General features: G+C 44.9%; 1 protein-coding gene. It reads left to right on the forward strand.

Annotation, left to right across the window (positions count from 1 at the left end):
- Positions 1-392: mechanosensitive ion channel family protein (locus tag HC176_RS17255; RefSeq protein ID WP_167920239.1), on the forward strand; the 392-nt coding region annotated here is incomplete at both ends.

Genomic DNA, 392 nt, shown 5'->3' on the forward strand with positions numbered 1-392 from the left:
TCTTAGTTTCCTGCTGATTTTTCTTATTGCCGTCTCCCTTATCTTCTCCAACTGGTACGCAACCATGGTTTCCTTTGGAGTGGTTTCCTTAATCCTGGGGTTAGCGCTGCAAAATCCCCTGACCAGTTTATTCGGCTGGATCTACCTGCTCATCCGGAAACCTTATGAAGTGGGAGACAGGATCAAGATAGGGAATGTGTACGGAGACGTGATGAACGTGGGATATTTTGACACTACCCTATGGGAGTTTGGAGGCGACTATTTATCCGGCGATCATCCCAGCGGAAAGATCATAAGGTTTTCCAATTCCAAGATCTTTAGTGAATATGTGGTGAATTACTCATGGCCGCTTTTCCCGTTCATATGGAGTGAAGTGAAATTCTATGTTTCCT

The sequence above is a fragment of the Tamlana crocina genome (genome assembly GCF_012037625.1).